Annotated in this window: 12 protein-coding genes and 1 pseudogene; 5 read left to right on the top strand and 8 right to left on the bottom strand. The window is 59.5% G+C overall.

What is annotated here, in order from left to right; all coding sequences use genetic code 11:
- Window positions 1–46: 46 nt before the first annotated feature.
- Together AC1DVN_RS29635 and AC1DVN_RS29630 are read right to left on the bottom strand one after the other, a co-directional pair.
- Window positions 47–805 (bottom strand): enoyl-CoA hydratase-related protein, encoded by a 759-nt coding sequence (locus AC1DVN_RS29635; RefSeq protein ID WP_477847676.1) that lies wholly within the window; start codon window positions 803–805, stop codon window positions 47–49.
- Window positions 806–832: 27 nt separating this feature from the next.
- On the bottom strand, window positions 833–2,467 hold the full coding sequence (locus AC1DVN_RS29630; protein ID WP_477847678.1) for a long-chain-fatty-acid--CoA ligase: 1,635 nt from the start codon (window positions 2,465–2,467) through the stop codon (window positions 833–835).
- Window positions 2,468–3,224: 757 nt separating this feature from the next.
- On the opposite strand from AC1DVN_RS29630, the gene AC1DVN_RS29625 reads away from it, so the two are divergent.
- From AC1DVN_RS29625 to AC1DVN_RS29610, 4 genes are all read left to right on the top strand, one after another.
- The gene (locus tag AC1DVN_RS29625) at window positions 3,225–4,595 is read left to right on the top strand and encodes an MFS transporter (RefSeq protein WP_477847680.1); all 1,371 of its coding nucleotides are present in this window, start codon (window positions 3,225–3,227) and stop codon (window positions 4,593–4,595) included.
- A 208-nt stretch (window positions 4,596–4,803) separates the two neighbouring features.
- The gene (locus AC1DVN_RS29620; protein WP_477847682.1) at window positions 4,804–6,177 is read left to right on the top strand and encodes an FAD-binding oxidoreductase; all 1,374 of its coding nucleotides are present in this window, start codon (window positions 4,804–4,806) and stop codon (window positions 6,175–6,177) included.
- A gap of 202 nt (window positions 6,178–6,379) precedes the next feature.
- Window positions 6,380–8,566: a malate synthase G gene (locus AC1DVN_RS29615; RefSeq protein ID WP_477994694.1), complete on the top strand. Its 2,187-nt coding sequence runs from the start codon at window positions 6,380–6,382 to the stop codon at window positions 8,564–8,566.
- Between the two features lie 552 nt (window positions 8,567–9,118).
- Window positions 9,119–10,237, top strand: coding sequence for an XdhC family protein (locus AC1DVN_RS29610; protein ID WP_477847684.1), 1,119 nt, complete (start codon window positions 9,119–9,121; stop codon window positions 10,235–10,237).
- A 718-nt stretch (window positions 10,238–10,955) separates the two neighbouring features.
- Here the strand turns inward: AC1DVN_RS29610 and AC1DVN_RS29605 are convergent.
- The 5 genes from AC1DVN_RS29605 to AC1DVN_RS29585 all read right to left on the bottom strand — a co-directional run bounded on the left by AC1DVN_RS29605 (window position 10,956) and on the right by AC1DVN_RS29585 (window position 16,259).
- Window positions 10,956–13,121, bottom strand: coding sequence for a xanthine dehydrogenase family protein molybdopterin-binding subunit (locus AC1DVN_RS29605; RefSeq protein ID WP_477847686.1), 2,166 nt, complete (start codon window positions 13,119–13,121; stop codon window positions 10,956–10,958).
- Complete coding sequence (locus AC1DVN_RS29600; RefSeq protein WP_477847688.1) at window positions 13,118–14,095, bottom strand: FAD binding domain-containing protein; 978 nt, start codon at window positions 14,093–14,095, stop codon at window positions 13,118–13,120. The genes AC1DVN_RS29605 and AC1DVN_RS29600 overlap by 4 nt, the downstream gene beginning before the upstream one ends.
- A 3-nt stretch (window positions 14,096–14,098) precedes the next feature.
- Entirely contained in the window at window positions 14,099–14,680 is a 582-nt protein-coding gene (locus AC1DVN_RS29595; protein ID WP_477994692.1) for a (2Fe-2S)-binding protein, read from the bottom strand.
- A 379-nt stretch (window positions 14,681–15,059) separates the two neighbouring features.
- Complete coding sequence (locus AC1DVN_RS29590; RefSeq protein WP_446837023.1) at window positions 15,060–15,863, bottom strand: crotonase/enoyl-CoA hydratase family protein; 804 nt, start codon at window positions 15,861–15,863, stop codon at window positions 15,060–15,062.
- Between the two features lie 267 nt (window positions 15,864–16,130).
- Window positions 16,131–16,259, bottom strand: a complete 129-nt coding sequence (locus AC1DVN_RS29585; RefSeq protein ID WP_477847692.1) for a hypothetical protein — start codon at window positions 16,257–16,259, stop codon at window positions 16,131–16,133.
- Between AC1DVN_RS29585 and AC1DVN_RS29580 the strand changes: the two are divergent.
- Window positions 16,260–16,852 (top strand): annotated as a pseudogene (locus tag AC1DVN_RS29580) (transposase); the annotation flags it as partial.
- 587 nt (window positions 16,853–17,439) lie between these two features.
- Here the strand turns inward: AC1DVN_RS29580 and AC1DVN_RS29575 are convergent.
- On the bottom strand, window positions 17,440–17,655 hold a 216-nt coding region (locus AC1DVN_RS29575), incomplete at its 5' end, for an SDR family oxidoreductase (protein ID WP_477994682.1).

Genomic DNA, 17,655 nt, shown 5'->3' with positions numbered 1-17,655 from the left:
TTCGAGCCTCACCGGACAGGAATAGAATGTCCGTTGAGATGGCTATTCAGCGTGCACGCCACTCGGGAGGCCGCTTTTCGAAGAACGCGCGTGAGCCTTCGGTGAAATCGTCGGTCTTGCGGATCCTGTCCATACTTTCTTCAGCGATGGCCATGGTGTGCTCGGCGTCGAGGCGAAGTCCGTTGATCAGCACATCGCGACTTTCTCGCACCGCAAGTGGCGCATTCGCACAGATACGCTCAGCCAGCGAGAGCGCCGCATTCATAAGATCTGCTGGTTCGACCACTTCGTTGGCTAGACCCGCTTGGTGGGCTCTTGCAGCGTCGATCGGATCACCCGTCAATGCCATTTCCATTGCAATGTTTTTGGCCACTGCGCGCGGAAGCAGGTGGAGTCCGCCTCCCGCTGCCACGAGGGATCGCTTGACCTCGGTGAGACCGAAGGACGCAGTCGTGGATGCAACCACCAGATCGCAAGCGAGCGCTATCTCGCAGCCGCCCGCGAGCGCAGGACCATTGACTGCCGCGATGAGAGGTTTGTGGCGATACCGGGTAACAATTCCAGCAAAACCTCCGCGATCTGTCCTCGGCGGTCCCCCTCCGTTGGCGAAAGCTTTGATATTCGCTCCCGAGCAGAAAACTGAGCCTGTGCCTGTGATGATGGAGACCCAAATTGAGTCGTCGTTCTCGACGTCGTCGATAAATGCTTCGATCAATTCAGCGTCTGCGCGTTCGATCGCGTTCCGCACTTCAGGACGATCGAGGGTCAGGATTGCAACTTTGTCTCGCTTTTCGAGATGAACCATTGTGTTCCTCGCTTCTGGGAAGTTGATTCAGGGACGCTCGGTGGTTGCGAAGCGCGCCCTGAGTGCTTTTTTGTCGATTTTTCCGACGGAAGTGACAGGAAGTTCTGGTAGAACGAGAATCTCGTCGGGTAACCACAGTTTTGCCACCTGCGGACGAAGCCAGTCCAGGAGCACGCTCTGATCGACCGCTCCCTCATCATCTGCAATTGTGATGCAGGCTACTGGCCGCTCGTCCCAGCGAAGGGACGGGACACCGATGACCGCGGCCGAAGTTACTGAGGGGTGTTTGAGCAGAACAACTTCGAGTTCAGCCGATGGTATCCACTCCCCACCCGACTTAATCAAGTCTTTCAGGCGATCTCTCAGACGCACGTAACCGTCCGGGTCGATACTCGCGGAATCTCCGGTGTGGAACCATCCGTCATCTGTCGCGGCAATCGTAGTTTCACCTTCACCGTGATATCGAGCGGTCACCCAAGGACCTCGACATTGCAATTCACCCGCTGCGACGCCGTCCCACAGCAGCTCGTCCTCAGTCCCTTCCTTCACGATACGAAACTCGACTCCAGGAACCGGGATACCCTGCGAGGACGCAATTTTGGCAGACTCGACTGCGCTACCGCTGTCGTTATGCGGGCGGGTTCTAGCCATCGAGGCGAAGGAGATCATCTCCGTCATTCCCCACACCTGCATGATCGGCTGGCCGGTGAGCGATCGGCACAGTTCTGTCAACCGCGCCGGCACAGCACTTCCTCCCGAGCACAGCATCCGGAGGGACGACACGTCCCGCCCTCGGAGTTCTGGCAAGATTCGAGACCACACAGCGGGAACTGCTGTAGAGATAGTCACCCCGCAGACTTCGATTAGCTCGGCGATCACGGGTCCTGACAGATCCCGGCCAGGCAACACAAGATCCGACCCCGCAGCCACTGCTGCGTACCCCAACCCCCACGCGTTGGCGTGGAAGAACGGCACCAACAGTAGGACCGCATCGCGTTCGTTGATTCCGGTCGTGTCGACTTGCAGGAGCGCCATCGCGTGGAGCCACATGGCTCGGTGCGAGTACACGACCCCCTTGGGATTTCCAGTGGTGCCGCTCGTATAACAGATTGCAGCCGCGGCATTTTCATCATTCACGCATGGATCTACCTCGACGGCAGTCGCGCACAGATCGGCCATCTCCGAAACAGTTATGTGTTCCGGGATCGAAGGTATGTCCAACTCAGTCGCAGGTACATCGTCGACGACGACGACGTGTCGAACGGATTTGAAGGTGGGCAACTGTGGCGCAAGTCGAGGCAATAGCGACCGATCCACGAAGATCACATCGTCTTCCGCGTCGTTGACAACGAAACTTAGCTGCTCGTCGGTCAGCCGGAAGTTCAGTGCGTGAAAAACGCGCCCCGAACCTGGAACTGCGAAGCTGAGCGCGAGGTGGTCACGGTTGTTCCAGGAGAATGTCGCGACTCTCGCACCCAGCGGCACCTGCAGTGCATCCAACACGCCGATTAGTTTGCGGGTGCCCGTTGCCCACTCGCTGTACGTGGTGGTTTCAACAGAAGTCGGCCCCGCTACCTGAATGCGTTTGTGTCCGAAAAGACGCTCCGCCCGCCGGAACAGGAGCGCCAACGTCAGTGGCGTGTCTTGCATCGTGTGTTTCATCAAGGCCCTCGTTCGACTCGGTGCTATCTCGTTCCTACCGGCAACTTCAGTTGGATGGCACAGGCGGTCCACACAGGTAAACGCCCACCATCCTGGCCGCGAACCGTCGTTCGCCCTGTTCCAAAACTGAAAGTGAGTTTACTTTAATTTAAGTACGGGCGACACGTCAAGCAGATTCCGAGCTCGCACACCTCGAAACGTGTTGCGTTCCAGACGATCAGGCTGCCGACTTTCCACAAATCGATCATCTTGAGCCCAGTATCGCCAATTCCAAGAAGCCGGCCCGCCTGCGCACGCCCAGCTTTGCGCAAGGAAGCAATTGCCCGCCGACCAACGTGGCGTCGCAACGCGCCACGGAAACCATCTGTTGACTATGGCCTGCTTCACATTTACACTAAAGTGAGTTCGCTTTCACATTAACGATCGGCGGAGCACCTACTGCGACGCCATCTGCGAGAACACATCACCACAACTAGCGCCACCGCACATTTGTTGTGGCCCAGGTGCTCACAAGCCCGACGCGACCGGCAGCCAGTCGACGGCGAAGCGTGACGGCACTTTTCCGGCTTCAGGACACGCACGTCTCAATCCCAGCCTTGAGGCGCTGCCAATGCCTGCAGAATCCGGACTTACGCCGGATCTCGGCGAGCACCGACAAGCGATCTGCTTCTCATGCCCGATCTCGCATCTGTAGCCCCGTCGAATCCTTCAGAATCGAACTGCGCACAGCTCGGCGAGTTCCTTCCTTGGAGAAAACATGACCGAAAAAAACAGTCTTGAAACCGGTGTCGAGCGGATGTCGTCGTTCCACTGGACCGCCATTGGCATCTGCGTAGTGCTCAACATGATCGACGGCTTCGACATCCTGGTGATGAGCTACACCGCGAATTCAGTGAGGGCGGAATGGAACATCACCAGCTCACAACTGGGACTGTTACTGAGTTCTGGCCTACTCGGCATGGCAATCGGCGCCTTGTTCATTGCACCATGGGGTGACCGGATCGGCCGTCGCAAATTGGTCTTGTTATGCATTTCCATTGCGACAGTGGGCATGACACTCTCAGGATTCTCGCAAAACGCTGTGGAACTCGGGGTCCTTCGACTGGTGACTGGTCTCGGTATCGGAGGACTGCTCTCCTGCACCAATGTCCTTGCCAGCGAATACTCCTCACCACGCTGGCGCGGGTTGGCTGTCAGCCTCCAAACGACCGGTTTCACCCTCGGAGCCACACTTGGCGGATTGGCCTCAGTCCTGATGATTGACCACCTCGGATGGCGATCGGTATTCTTCGTAGGCGCCGGCCTCTCTGCCAGCTGCCTGATAGTGGTCATTTGGCGACTACCCGAATCAGTAGATTTTCTTGTCACCGACGGCAGTGCGGATGCATTGCGCCGACTCAATGTACTCAACCGTCGCATGGGGCTACAGCCTCTTACCGCAATGCCTGAACGACAGTCGTCAGCGGTCGAGGGCGGCGGACGTTTTACAGCTCTGTTATCAGCTCCATACCGCCGTTCGACACTTACAGTGTGGCTGATGTTTCTGGTCATGCTGTTCGTCTACTACTTCGTCACGAGCTGGAGCCCCAGGCTACTAATTGAAGCAGGAATGTCACAGAATAGTGGGTTGACGGGTGGGCTTGTACTTAGTGCCGGTGGCGTCCTGGGTACGTTGCTGTTCGGATCTGCCTCGACCCGATTCTCGATCGAACGCGTCCTCTTCGCAGCCATCTTCTCGACCGCAGTCCTCCTTGTGCTTTTCCCTTTGACACTCTCGACCTTGTGGCTCGCCCTGGTCGGCGGCCTGTTGATGGGAATGTGTATCAGTGGCGGGATTGCTGTCCTACTCGCCGCGGCCGCATTGACGTACCCGGCATCGATTCGAGCAACCGGGGTGGGCAACGCCGTCGGAGTCGGCCGCACTGCTGCCATTGCATCGCCACTGGTGGTCGGAACTTTGATCGACGCCGGATGGACACCAACTCAGCTCTACCTGGCCGCCGGCGGCGTGGTCGTTGTCGCAGCGGTTGCCGCCCTCACCATTCACCCGGGCCGGCGAAACGAAAACGAAGCAGCCACATCGTCCACCGCACGATTGGATACGTTGGGGCCCAGCCACGCCCATTAGATCGGGTGAATCTCGCGTCACCGAACGCGGCGATGCGTTTGTCGATAGATCACCATATCTTCTGCGCCACCGACGATTTGAATGACGATAGCTCAGAAAATTCACCCAAAGATTCGCTGAACAGTAAATAGCGATTACTGCCCAGTATCAGTGAGTATCTCGAGCGTCGACCGAACCAGCAGGCACCGACCTAAGGATCATCTTGACAATGATTGTGACAGAACGACATTTGAGCGAACTGCAGGCGCAGATTCCAAATACGATAGTCCTCACTGATCCTGATGTGACGGAAAGCTACCGACGTGACTGGGCTCGCGATCCCAACGCCGGGCGACCGCTTGCCGTCGTGCGTGCGACCTCCACCGAGGATGTGCAGTCGGTAATGCGTTGGGCGACAACGCACCATATTCCCGTCGTTCCCCGGGGGGCTGGATCGGGTTTGTCCGGTGGGGCAACCGCCGTCGATGGCGGAATCGTCTTGACTACCGAAATGATGCGCGATATAGCGATCGACCCAGCGACCCGTACCGCCGTCGTACAACCTGGGCTACTCAATGTGGAAGTTAAACGCGCTGTCGCAGAGCACGGTCTGTGGTATCCGCCCGACCCGTCGTCATACGAAATGTGTTCGATCGGCGGCAACGCTGCAACCAACGCCGGCGGACTCTGCTGCGTCAAATACGGCGTCACCACTGATTACATACTCGGCCTTGAAGTCGTCCTGGCCGACGGAACTACCGTCCGACTTGGTGGTCCACGCCTGAAGGACTCCGCGGGATTGTCGCTGACGAAGTTATTCGTCGGCAGTGAGGGAATACTCGGAATCATCACAGAGGTCACCATTCGCCTTCTTCCCGCGCAGAATCCAGTCAGTACGGTGGTCGGGTCATTCGCGACAGTGCAGGATGCGACGAACACAATCTTGGACATCACTCGAACGATGAGACCCGCCATGCTGGAGTTTATGGACCGCGCCGCCATTGGCGCCGTCGAAAGCGGCCTGAAGATGGGTCTCGATCTCAACGCAAACGCCATGTTGATTGCCCAATCGGACTCCCCCGGCGAAGACCGAGCACGGGAAATCGAGTTCATGGCCAAGGTGTTCACTGACAACAATGCCTCCGACGTCTTCACTACCGATGATCACGACGAGGGCGAAGCATTCACTGCAGCAAGACGTTTCGCGATTCCTGCAGTCGAGCGACTTGGTGACCTCCTCCTCGAGGACGTCGGCGTTCCACTTCCGGCCTTGCCCGCTCTGATACAGGGCATTGAAGCCATCGCCACCCGGCGTAAACTGCTCGTCGCAGTCATCGCTCACGCCGGAGACGGCAACACCCACCCACTGATCGTGCACGATGCCGCCGACCCGGAACAGACATCGCGTGCGAACCTGGCGTTCGGTGAAATTATGGATCTCGCAATCTCCCTTGGCGGCACGATTACCGGAGAGCATGGAGTCGGCCGCTTGAAGAAGGCCTGGCTGCCAAACCAGATCGGCGGAGATGTCATGGAACTCACCCGTCGCATCAAGTCAGCACTCGACCCGAATGGAATCCTGAATCCAGGAACTGTCATTTGAGATAACTCGGCTCAGAACTGTCGACGACCCAGCAGTATCCACCGGTATCAGAGCTGAACGCGCGACAGAGCCGAGCGGGATAGCCGACGAATCGCGGCAACGTGGCATCCGTCCCCGCGAGTCGGTGCGGTCTCACACGACGTTGGATGACCAAAAACGGATTCCCCTGGACGAAATACAACGGAGAAGAATGAGGGAGATTATGGCTGATCGAGTTCAAGCCGGCGGCCTCCAAGTCGCAAGTGTCCTGTACAACTTTGTGGAGAACGAAGCTCTTCCCGGCTCCGGTGTCAGCGTCGATGCCTTCTGGGCCGGCGCAACCGAAATCGTGCACGACTTGACACCGAAGAACCGCACACTACTCGAGACACGGGTGGAACTCCAGACTCGCATTGACGACTGGCACCGCACACACGCGGGCAATCCCTTCGACCATGCCGAGTACAAGGCATTCCTCGAGCAGATCGGTTATATCGTCCCCCAACCCACTCAATGCCGGGTTATGACCAACAATGTCGATGACGAAGTCGCCGTCACCGCAGGCCCTCAACTCGTCGTCCCTATCCTCAATGCCCGCTTCGCGCTCAATGCAGCTAACGCTCGGTGGGGGTCGCTATACGACGCCCTCTACGGCACGGATGCAATCGCCGAGGGGATAGGTGTCGCTGCCAGCACCGTCTACGACAAACCGCGTGGCGACAAGGTCATCGCATGGTCGCGGAAGTTCCTCGATTCTGCGGTGCCACTGATCACTGGCTCGCACACCGACTCCACGTCCTATTGGATCGACGGCGGCGGATTAAGTGTTCGACTACGCGATGGCTCCCGCACGGCGCTCAAGCACCCGGACAAGTTCGTCGGCTACGTCGGCGGAAAGCGCCAACCAGAGAAAATCCTACTACGGAACAATGGACTACACATCGAGATCCAGTTCGATGCCGCCTCCCCAATCGGAAAGACCGACGCCGCCGACATCAAGGACGTAGTCCTCGAATCGGCGATCACCACGATCGTCGACTTCGAGGATTCCGTCGCGGCGGTCGACGCAGACGACAAGGTGAGGGGCTACCGCAACTGGTTGGGGCTGAACCGTGGCGATCTCACCCAGGAAATTTGCGGAGGTGGGAAGTCGGTTACCAGGAAACTCAACACCGACAGAACCTATACCGCACCCGACGGAAATGACGTCACCCTGCACGGTAGGTCCTTGCTGTTCGTGCGCAACGTCGGACACCTGATGACTACTCCGGCGGTGCTCGAACTCGACGGAACCGAGATCTACGAGGGCATCCTCGATGCTGTGCTGACAAGCCTGTGCGCTTTGCCCGGTCTGAGTATCAGTAAAAACGCCGGCCCGCTCGCAAATAGTAGAACCGGCGCAATCTACATCGTCAAACCTAAACAGCACGGCCCCGACGAGGTTTCGTTCACCACCGAGCTGTTCGGCCGGGTCGAGGAGCTACTCAAACTGCCTGCGAACACCTTGAAACTCGGCATTATGGACGAGGAACGCCGCACAACCGTCAATCTCCTTGCATGCATCGAGAAGGCCAGCGAACGCGTAGTTTTCATCAATACAGGATTCTTAGACCGCACCGGCGACGAAATCCACACCTCCATGGAAGCTGGCCCCATGGTCCGCAAGACGGAAATGAAGGCACAAAAGTGGATTACCGCATATGAAGACTGGAACGTAGATCGTGGGCTCGACGCCGGCCTTGCAGGCAGAGGTCAGATCGGCAAGGGAATGTGGGCTATGACCGAACAGATGGCCGAGATGCTCGAGCAGAAGATCAACCACCCCTTGGCCGGCGCCAACACCGCATGGGTGCCGTCCCCAACCGGTGCCACACTGCACGCTACGCACTACCACCAAGTCGATGTCTCTTCCATTCAAAAGAATCTGCTCGGCAATTGGCGCGCCCAGATCGACGACATCCTGATGATTCCACTTGCACCGAACACTGATTGGTCTGACGCCGATCGCAAGGAAGAAATCGACAACAATTGCCAATCCATTCTCGGTTACGTCGTGAGATGGATCAACGCAGGTATCGGCTGCTCTAAAGTTCTCGATATTCACGACGTAGCGCTCATGGAGGACCGAGCCACGCTACGCATTTCAAGCCAGCACCTCGCCAACTGGATTCGACACGACATCGTATCCACAGCCGACGTGATTGCCAGCTTGGAGCGAATGGCACCGATCGTTGATCACCAGAACGAGGCCGACCCGGATTACCTCCCGATGGCTCCAAACTTCGACGACAGCATCGCCTTTCAGGCAGCAAAAGAACTGATCCTTGAAGGCATCCGACAGCCTAACGGTTACACCGAGCCGATCCTCCACCGACGGCGGAGGGAATTTAAGGCCGCGCTAGCGAGATAACCGGATGAGTGGCACCGAGTCGGAATGAACACGCTCGCAATCTCTACAAAGCAGAAAGGCACTATCCGGGTTCGGGAAGCGCACAACCGAAACTTGTAAGTTGAGCGAACTATTAGATGGAGGGTGCGAATGGACTTGCGCGGCCACTCTCGTTATCGAGAGGACCCGTATCGATCGAGATGCGTTGAGGGTTCAGCACGCAGTTCAAAGCTGAGGTGGCGCAAATGCTTGTCGGGCCGGATTGTTGACTTACGAGGTTGCATGCGACCTAGACATCATCCCCTGAACACTGAGCAAATGGTTCCAAGTTTGGTGCCGCCCTGCCGGGAAGGGCCAGCCCGCCTACTTCAATCCCAGGTCAGGGAACCCCTCTACGTGCAGGTCTCATTGGGGGCCATCATTGCGGCGTATCATCGAGCCAACGTCGCGCCGTCGCGCTTGTCGTTCCTGTATCCGCATAGCGGCATCCGCGAACTCCGTACTACATCACTACATCGCACGCGGTCTCGAAATCCGAGAGCCCATTCGCGCCGCGGTCGGGAAGGGTCCTAAATGTACGAATTGCTCGGCGACATCAGCAGTCTCCTGGAGACCTCGCCCGTCGCGTTGGCACGTGTGATAGGAACATCCGGGGCGGGACCGCGCGCCGTCGGAGCCAGCATGGTCGTGACCGCCGACGGAGAACCGCTGGGATCGTTGTCGGCAGGCTGTGTCGAATCCGTCGTGATCGGTACTGCGCTTGAGGTCATCAGGACCGGGATATCCGCGCGGGAGTTATTCGGCTATTCCGATCCTGACGCAATCGAAATTGGACTTCCGTGCGGTGGCGAGATCGAAGTGTTCATCGAGCGAGTCGACCCTTCGCAACGACAGTTGATCGATGGATTGATCGCGGCTCGCGACCAGGACCAACAGTTCGCTCTGGTCACGGTGCTGAACGATGAGCCGCAGCATTTCGTGATCGACGACCCAGAGATGCCGGAAGAGAACGGGCGGGCGAGCGAATTCCTTTCGCGTGCCCTCGCTTTGCGCAAATCGGGATCGACCGGCATCGTCGCGGGAGCAGATGACGGCGTCCCCGCATTCGTCCACACCTATCGGCCTCCGCCGCGGATGGTCTTGGCCGGCGCGAACGATTTCGTTCGAGCGCTGGGCGCATCTGCCACACTGCTCGGGTATCGGGTGACCGTTGTAGATGCCAGACCTGTCTTCGCAACCACCGAGCGCTTCCCGGACGTGCACGAGGTAGTGGTCGACTGGCCGCACCGATATTTGAAGGCCGAACACTCCGCCGGCAGACTCGACTCTCGCACGGTTGTCTGCGTCATGACGCACGACAGTAAGTTCGACGTCCCGATGTTGGTGGCTGCTCTGGAGATGGACGATCTTGCTTTCGTGGGTGCGCTCGGTTCTCGGCGGACACACTCAGAGCGCCTCGAACGATTGCGAGCGACAGGGCTTTCCGAGCATGTCCTTGCGCGCGTGAACTCACCCCTCGGACTCGATCTGGATGCACAGTCCCCCGAGGAGACCGCCATCTCGATTCTGGCGCACCTGATAGCGGACCGAAGTAGCGCGTCAGGCAAGAGGCTGCGCCATCTGGACGGACCCATCCATCGACAGCGCGGAGGTAGCGTCGACACGCACACTACGTTGAATGCGGTTGTCTAGCCTGCGCTTTCATGCCGGAAGGTCAATACCGCGTGTCAAATTGAACGGAAGATGCCCTGATCTGGAGATATTTCGACTTGCGAACGGTAGTTGTCAACCTGCCTCAGACAGGTGGGTGTTGTTCGTAGTAGCCGTCTCGCGTGAGTTGACGCTGTCCACGAGTGTGGACAGCTGTGCGGTGTGTGCTTGCTCGGGGGTGCGTCGACCTAGCCTCGGTCTTTCGTCGTGCCGATGTAGTGTGCCAGTTGTTCCACGGCGTCCCCGGCGGGAAGCAGGATAACTGACTCGCACGCGGCAGAACTGTTGCAGCACATGCGACATGAACTCCGGTCCGCTGACCATCCGCAACACTTGAGGTGGTCGGCCACACAGCGCGAACGTATTGTCCAATTCGTCGGTCAACCGCTGCGCGGTGATCGACCGCTCGTGATGGTAAGTAGTTACTGCCGGGTGCGTTCGTCGATGATCGACGCGATCTTGATCGCTTTGCCGTCGACGGTGGAGTCGAATGGAAAGTTCATAGCTCACGCCACGATATTGCGTGAACGCCATCTCCGACCACGAACCGTCCTGAACCAGGTCTCCACCAGATCCAGGACGGTTCAGCGTACGCCGGACTCGGCGATGATCCGCTCGGCCGTAGCAGCCTCAAATTCGGCGCGATAGGCCGTTGCTCTCGCGTGACGCCGAGTTCGGCCCAAACCCGGCGTCCCGCCATTTACAGCATGCTTTCGATGGTGATGGGAAGATCGTTAACCCTGCGTCCCGTAGCGTTGTAGACAGCGTTGGCGATCGCTGCGGGAACGCCCACCATGACCACTTCGCCCAGGCCTTTGACGCCGATGGGATTGGAGATATCGTCGCGGGCGTCAAGATACGCAGCGTCCAGAACGGGCACGTCGGCGTTGACCGGTACGAGGTAGTCGGAAAGGTTCGCGTTGACCAGACGTCCGTCGCGGTAGTCGATTTCTGCGGACTCGAGCAGGGCCATTCCGATTCCTTGTACCATGCCGCCGATGGCTTGGCTGTGCGCCATCCTGGGGTTGATGATTCGGCCGGCGTCGTACACGGCGTACATTCGTCGCACCCTCACGGTTCCGAGCAGTTCGTCCACCGCCACCTCGGCGAACACTGCTCCGTATGCGTGCGTGGAGTAGCGGGCACTTACGTCTTCGGGAGTGTAGGTCTCAGACGCTTCGATGCTCGGTTCGCCGCGGCGGCGCAACAAGTCTCGGTAGGTTTCTCCGCGAGCGGGGTCGCCGCGAAGTTCCATCCGCCCGTCGACGATGTCGATGTCCTCTGGGCGAACGCCATTGAGGGGAGATGAGGGATCGAGAACTGCAGTTCTAATGATGCGGTCACGCAGCATGCTCGCGGTGATCTCGATGCTGGAGCCAATGCTTGCCATAACTTGCGACCCGTATTGGGCTGCGGCCTCCGGGTAGTTACTGTCGCCGAGGGAGAAGGTGACCCGGTCGAGAGGCAAGCCGAGCGCGTCTGCGGCCAACTGAGTCATCGCTGTGTAGGTCCCAGGGCCGATATCGCTTGCAGCGGAGAAGATTTCGGCGGTTCCGTCGGCGTTCACACGCGCCGTCGCAGAGGACGCTGAGCGGAGCGTGTGATAAAGCGCGGATGCGGTACCCATGCCGATGAGCTGGTCTCCATCGCGTACGGCTCCGGGAGTTGGGCTGCGTCGAGACCACCCGAACGTATCGGCACCTCGGCGGAAACACTCGGTAAGTCTGCGCGTGGAGAACGGGGTTCCATTGGTCTGGTCGACGGCAGGCTCATTTCTGAACCGAACCTCCATAGGATCGAGCCGAAGCTGCTCTGCGACTTCATCGATTGCGCACTCGAGCGCGAACGCGCCGGTGACGGCTCCAGGTCCCCGCATCCACGTCGGTTCGCTGGTATCGAGAGGTACTACGCTGGCCGCAGACTTGTACGCTGGCGACGCGTACATCAGTCTTGTCCCTTCCGTGGGAAGGTCTTCGTAGCCCCCGTAGCGCGATACCTCAATTTCGCTCTCGTGCACGGTGGCAAGAAATCTTCCGTCACGATCGGTGCCCAGAGCCAGGCGTTGACGGCTAGTGGGGCGGTAGCCGATCGCGGCGTACATCTGGGGTCGCGTCAGTGACAGCTTCACCGGGCGACGCAGCTGACGCGCGACCTCCGCCGCGAGCAGCTGATGCGGCCAGGTTGCGCAAGCGTTACCGAATGCGCCACCCACGAAAGGGGAAATGACGTGGATATTCTCGGCAGGAAGTCCGAATGCGCGACCGTAAGCGGCTCTGCAGTCGTGTACTCCTTGCACCTTGTCCCACACCGTCAAACGATCGCCGTCCCACGACGCGATAGTCGCGGAGATCTCTATCGGGTTGTGATAGTGACGCGCGATAGAGTATTGGCGGTCAACGACGACAGGTGCGTTTCGGAGCGCGGTGTCCGCGTCGCCGCGGAAGTACGAGGGGCCCATTCTACTGGGTTCGCGGCCCGCTTCTGCCGCATCGTCGAGATTGGTGCTCTGGGCTTCTTTGGTGTACTGAACGGACACCAGCGTCGCACCGTGGGTCGCGGCCTCGAAGGTGTTCGCGACGACCACCGCCAACGGTTGGCCGAAGAAGTTGACTTGAGAGATGTCGTAGGGCAGATCGATACCAGGGAAGTCGGTGATCACACTGACCACGTCGGGATGACTACTGGCGATTCCCGTGTCCATCGATGCGACGATCGCTCGAGAAACCGTGCTGCACACCAGGACTGCGTGCAGATGGTCCGGCACCGGGTTGTCGGCAGCGTAGAGCGCGGCTCCGGTGACCTTGAGACGGCCGTCGACGCGGGTGAGGGGTTGACCGGACAGTCTCGCACTCAGTGGGGTGGTCACGACAGGGCCGCCACTCTGGAGAGCTGACGTCGGACGGTGCGTTGGAGCAGTATCACCTTGAATCCGTTCTCGGAGAGGGGTTGCGCGCCTTCCGCCGCAGCGTCTGCCGCGGTAGTCCACAACTCGGGGCTCGGCCTCTGACCGACGAGTCGTTCCTCGACGCCGGTCAGGCGCCACGGTACCGTGCCGACTCCGCCGGCAGCGACCCTCGCCGAACGGACGGTACCGCCGCTGATGTCGAGCGCGACCGCAGCCGAACACAGCGCGAATTCGTAGGACGAGCGGTCACGCACCTTCAGGTACCCGGATCGTCTGGTGTCAGGGCGGACCGGGATCTCGACGGCGGTGATGAGTGCTCCAGGTGCGAGGTTGTTCTCGCGGTCGGGTGTGTCTGCGGGCAACCTGAAGAAGTCTGCGATCGGGATCGTCCGCTCTCCGTCTCGATCTCGGGTGACGATCGTGGCGTCGAGCGCGGTCAGCGCGACGGCAAGATCGGACGGGTGGGTTGCCACGCATTCCGTGCTGGTACCTAAGATCGCCAATGTGCGGTTGCGGCCATCGATTGCAGCGCAACCGGATCCGGGTACACGACGGTTGCAATTGGCGTTGACGTCGCGGAAGTACAGGCAACGTGGCCGCTGCAGCAGATTACCGCCGATGGAAGCCATGTTGCGCAGCTGCGCCGAGGCACTGAGATCCAGCGCCTGGGCGAGCATCGGAAACTGTTCCTGCACTTGCATATTGGCCGAAACCTGGGACATACGAGCGAGGGCACCGATGTACAGGCGATTCGAGTCGAGTTCGATGTCGCGGTAGGGCAGCGCGTTGATATCGACCACTCGGGAGGGCCGTTCGACGGTCTGACGCATCAGGTCGACGAGGGTGGTCCCTCCGGCCAGATAACGAGCTCCGCCGCCGGCTGCGTCCAGTGCTGCTGCTTCATCGGCAGCCGTGTCGTACTGGAAAGGAAACATGGTTCACACACCTCCCTCTGCAGCCACGCGGGAGATGGCGGTGACGATGTTGGTGTATGCGCCGCATCGACAGATGTTGCCGCTCATGGATTCTCGAATCTCTTCGGGCGAGCCGGCGTGACCTTCACGGATACAGCCGATTCCTGAGAGAATCTGGCCGGAGGTGCAAAATCCGCACTGAAAGCCGTCCTCGTCGATGAATGCTTGCTGCAGCGGATGTAATTGGCCGTTGGTCTCGAGACCCTCGATGGTTGTGATATCGGAACCATTCGATTGAACGGCAAGCACCAGGCAGGACAACACCCTCTGCCCACCCGACAGAACAGTGCAAGCGCCGCACGCGCCCTGGTCGCAGCCCTTCTTCGTTCCTGTCAGTTCCGTGTGCTCCCGCAGCATATCGAGCAGGGAGGTGCGATTGTCTACGGCCAGTTCACGTTCCGAACCGTTCACTGTCAACCGGACTGCCGAGGTGCCCGATGCGGCTACCGGGGCTTCCGAGTCGTTCGAGCAGCTGTTTAACAAAGATACGGCCACGATCGCGCCACCTGCAGCGATCGAGGTACCCACGAATGTGCGGCGCGTCATGGAGTCTGGACCGCGAGCCTCTTCGGACGAATCGGTGTCGTGCGGTGAAGTCATTGCACTCTCCTAAGTGACTGTACGAACGTGGAGTACGCGACTGTCGTTTACGGTAAAGGGAATTCATGAACGGGGCCGCCACGTACCGGCTCAACAACGTCCATACCCGCAACATCTAGACCTGCTAACCGGTCGATTCGGGCACTCGGAAACAAGAATGAGAGCGGAGCGACAATACGCCGACGCTGAGCCAGCCTGATGTCGCCTTACAGAATTGGGTTGTCGATTCGACACGCCTCCGGGCCGAGCGTATCCGCGCGGGTGGCGCGCGTGCCATGTAGGAGATTCATGCAGTATCGCGCCAAACGTGCGACTACCACGGCGATCATCGCCCGTTGAAGATTGGGTCACGACCGTCGATCAAAGCACCGACCGCCTCGTGATGATCCTCGGTGAAATGCGCGATGGCTTGCATCGCAGCGGACAGCTCAAGCAAACTCTCCAACGACTGATGCTGCCCCTCTCGCAAGAGTTTCTTGGTCATGCGCAACACATGCGGCGGATTGGCAGAGACTCGGTCGGCGAGAGCGTGTGCCTCCCGAAGGAGCGCCTCAGGGTCGACCACTGCGGACACCATGCCCCACTCGAGTGCCGTAGCAGCATCGATTGCTTCTCCGGTGAACGCCATCTCGCTGGCTCGAGCCATGCCGATCGCACGCGGCAAAAGCCACGCACCACCGTCACCGGGAATGATTCCAACCTTTACGAAGCTCTCCGCAAATTTGGCCGATGTTGAGGCGATGCGTAGATCACACATCATCGCCAGGTCGCAACCTGCCCCGATCGCAGCGCCATTTACTGCCGCGATCGTAGGAATCTCGCAGTTGTACAACGCTTTCGGGATGCGCTGGATACCCTGTCGATAACCCTGCCGTAGTTCGGCGGGGCTGCCACGAAACATCCCGTCCTTGTCGCGCATATGTTTGATGTTCCCGCCGGACGAAAAAGCAGATCCGGCGCCGGTAAGAATTGCGACACGGAGTTCCGGATCCGCGTTGGCGGCGAAGACCGCATCCTCGAGGGCCGCGATGGTCCCGGGCTCGGAGATGGGATTACGAGCGTCAGGACTATTCAGCGTCCAGATGACAGTATTACCTACTCGGTCGATCAAGACGGGGCTGCTGTTCATCGATTGACTCCAAAATCATTGTTGTCGAACAAAATCCGAACATGTCAGAAGCACGCCAAGGGCAGACTGCGACCTAAATTCGCACTGTCGGGCCGGCCACCGCGGCACTTGATCGCTCTGGCGCACTCATGTGCTGGAGCTGAACAACCCAAGAACGTCGACGTCCCCTCAGCCTACAGTAAAACTGACATCATCTTTGTGCAAATTGGGTGATCGATAGACAAGCGACTCGTCGTAGCGCCAGGCCCCTGCCACATTCGGCAACAGTCAGGACGGAACGCCATTGACGACCACGGCAGGCAACAGCCTGCTGAGCACGTGAAAAGTCACTCGAAAGAAAAGCACTACGTCGTCGTAACCCGCCTTGTCTGTCGATGCCGCCGGGACCGGGGTCATTCGCACAGCTTGTCGTCGTGGCGGAAACCGTTGCCGCAGTTCGACCCCGGGTAGATCGTCACCGACCTCGCGTGTCGCTGGCATTGGGCGGCGACTGCCTCGCCGACATCGCCACCTGCGCGAACACCGCCGTGTTCGGAAAAGTACCCTTCGATCCCACCGTGTGCCGCCTGATCGCCGCACTGTTTGCCGATGCACCCGCAGTGCTGACCGCAATCGACATCATCGCGCAGAACCCGATCGTCATCGACCTCGACGCGACCCTCGTCACCGCCCACTCGGAGAAGCAATCTGCAGCTCCGACCTACAAGCGCGGATTCGGATTTCATCCCCGGCTGGCGTTCGCCGACCACGGTTCCGACGGGACCGGCGAACCCGTCGCGGCACTGCTTCGGCCAGGCAACGCCGGCTCGAACACGGCCGCCGATCATATCGGTGTCACACAAAAAGCATTGGCACAGTTGCCTAACTCGCACACTGCCTGGCCAGGAAAGCGGGTCCTCGTCCGCACCGACGGCGCCGTAGCCAGCCACAACTACCCGACCTGGCTGCACAAGCGAGGAGTGTCGCATTCGATCAGGTTCGGACTCTCGATCGCGGCACGCATCTCGACCCATGCGCGCCCCATCCACCTCAAGCTGCCGAAGAACGGGACATGGTCGTCGCTGATCGTCACTGCACTGAGCCGGTTGGCGGCAATGCCCACGCCCCCTGACAGAACCCGGCTACCCCTTCGACCCGAAAGATGACCCCCAGACCGTGGAAGCGAGCGCCTCGCCGATCGACATCAGTCGCCGCACAGTGCCTCGGCAGTCCTGAACACCACCGAAACCACACTCTCGAACCGATCAGGCCACCGCATCGGCACGACAAAAGATCGAGGCGACAAGTACACACCGCACAGCCGTCCACATTCGTGAACAGGGCGCGAAACCCACCAAGTGTGCCCCATTGGGTTGGCATCTTTCGCAAGGGGCGATGAGCACCAACCCGCTGAACCCAACGGGGACCGGCCGGCAAGCGACTGTGAACGCTCTCATTGCACGGTTGAATCTCGACCAGACTCGAACCGAAGTTGATTCTCAGCCAGAGTCGGTCGCGACGATACCGTGACGGCGCCAGGTTCCGTCGCAGCGAAGTGCTCAGGAGAATCGCTTCAGCGCATGCGTTGGGAGCGACACTAAACAACGCCACCGTTCACGTAGATCACCTGGCCGTTCACCCAGCGAGCCGGGCCGGCGAGGAACGCGACAGCCTCCGCGATGTCCACCGGTGTGCCGAGGCGTTCCAGGGGAGCCAGCTTGGACAGGTTCTCCACTGTAGCTTCGTCTTTCCCGTCCAGGAACAGATCGGTGGCCGTGGGGCCTGGGGCTACGGCGTTGACCGTGATATTATC

It is taken from the genome of Rhodococcus sp. P4_E4 (assembly GCF_056401575.1).
Note: the sequence above shows the minus strand (reverse complement) of the source record. Positions and strands in the feature narration are given on the sequence as shown.

Coding starts and splice junctions, on each gene's coding strand:
- AC1DVN_RS29595 (WP_477994692.1), bottom strand. CDS start 14,680: ATGACGCGCCGCACATTCGTGGGTACCTCGATCGCTGCAGGTGGCGCG.
- AC1DVN_RS29615 (WP_477994694.1), top strand. CDS start 6,380: ATGGCTGATCGAGTTCAAGCCGGCGGCCTCCAAGTCGCAAGTGTCCTG.
- AC1DVN_RS29590 (WP_446837023.1), bottom strand. CDS start 15,863: ATGAACAGCAGCCCCGTCTTGATCGACCGAGTAGGTAATACTGTCATC.
- AC1DVN_RS29635 (WP_477847676.1), bottom strand. CDS start 805: ATGGTTCATCTCGAAAAGCGAGACAAAGTTGCAATCCTGACCCTCGAT.
- AC1DVN_RS29585 (WP_477847692.1), bottom strand. CDS start 16,259: ATGACCCCGGTCCCGGCGGCATCGACAGACAAGGCGGGTTACGACGAC.
- AC1DVN_RS29620 (WP_477847682.1), top strand. CDS start 4,804: ATGATTGTGACAGAACGACATTTGAGCGAACTGCAGGCGCAGATTCCA.
- AC1DVN_RS29610 (WP_477847684.1), top strand. CDS start 9,119: ATGTACGAATTGCTCGGCGACATCAGCAGTCTCCTGGAGACCTCGCCC.
- AC1DVN_RS29630 (WP_477847678.1), bottom strand. CDS start 2,467: ATGAAACACACGATGCAAGACACGCCACTGACGTTGGCGCTCCTGTTC.
- AC1DVN_RS29625 (WP_477847680.1), top strand. CDS start 3,225: ATGACCGAAAAAAACAGTCTTGAAACCGGTGTCGAGCGGATGTCGTCG.
- AC1DVN_RS29600 (WP_477847688.1), bottom strand. CDS start 14,095: ATGTTTCCTTTCCAGTACGACACGGCTGCCGATGAAGCAGCAGCACTG.